The organism is Actinomadura rugatobispora (assembly GCF_042656285.1).
Lineage (GTDB): Bacteria > Actinomycetota > Actinomycetes > Streptosporangiales > Streptosporangiaceae > Spirillospora > Spirillospora rugatobispora.
In genome coordinates this window covers 1-614 of the sequence record NZ_JBHSON010000295.1, presented here as the reverse complement: position 1 = coordinate 614, position 614 = coordinate 1, and the positions used below count along the sequence as shown (strand labels likewise).

The window sequence follows — 614 nt, the reverse complement described above, 5'->3', positions numbered from 1 at the left end:
GTATTGGGTAAGCTCGGCGTAGAAACCGCGATCGCCTTTTAAAGGATGACGGCGCATCTCAGCAACCGCCCAGTCACCCTCAACAAAATCATGCTCAACGCCACGCGCGGCGCGGCACGGAATAGCATCTTTCAGGAGAGGATGGTCCGGCACGACAGAAAGACGATCGTCTTTTTTATGCACTTTCCCGACAAAGCGGGTCAGGAAAGGTTCGATCAGTGCTTCCGGCTCGGCAGACTCTCGTTCCTTTTCGGTATGAATAACGGCCGAAATGCGGTCGCCATGCATCACTTTCTTCATCTGAGGAGGCGGAATGAAGTAGCTCTTCTGCCCGTCAACTTCAAGAAAGCCAAAGCCCTTTTCCGTGGCTTTTACGACCCCTTCTGCACGCGGCGTCTGGGAATGCAGTTGCTGTTTAAGCTGCGCTAGCAGCGGGTTATCCTGAAACATAATTAGGTATTTTCGTGGCTAAAAGAGCGGCTGACATTTTTACGCGAATATGCCTGCCGCAGCAAGCGCTGTTTCAGCAATTTACGTCTGCTGACGCACATTGCCGAGGGCGATTTTCAGACGATTCATCCATCCGCACAGCCCGCTCCAGATCAACAGATCGA

1 protein-coding gene is annotated in these 614 nt (G+C 52.6%); it reads right to left on the bottom strand.

Annotated elements, in window-relative coordinates; all coding sequences use genetic code 11:
• On the bottom strand, nucleotides 1–450 hold a 450-nt coding region (locus tag ACFPZN_RS56460; protein WP_378293731.1), incomplete at its 3' end, for a hypothetical protein.
• Between the last annotated feature and the right edge of the window lie 164 nt (nucleotides 451–614).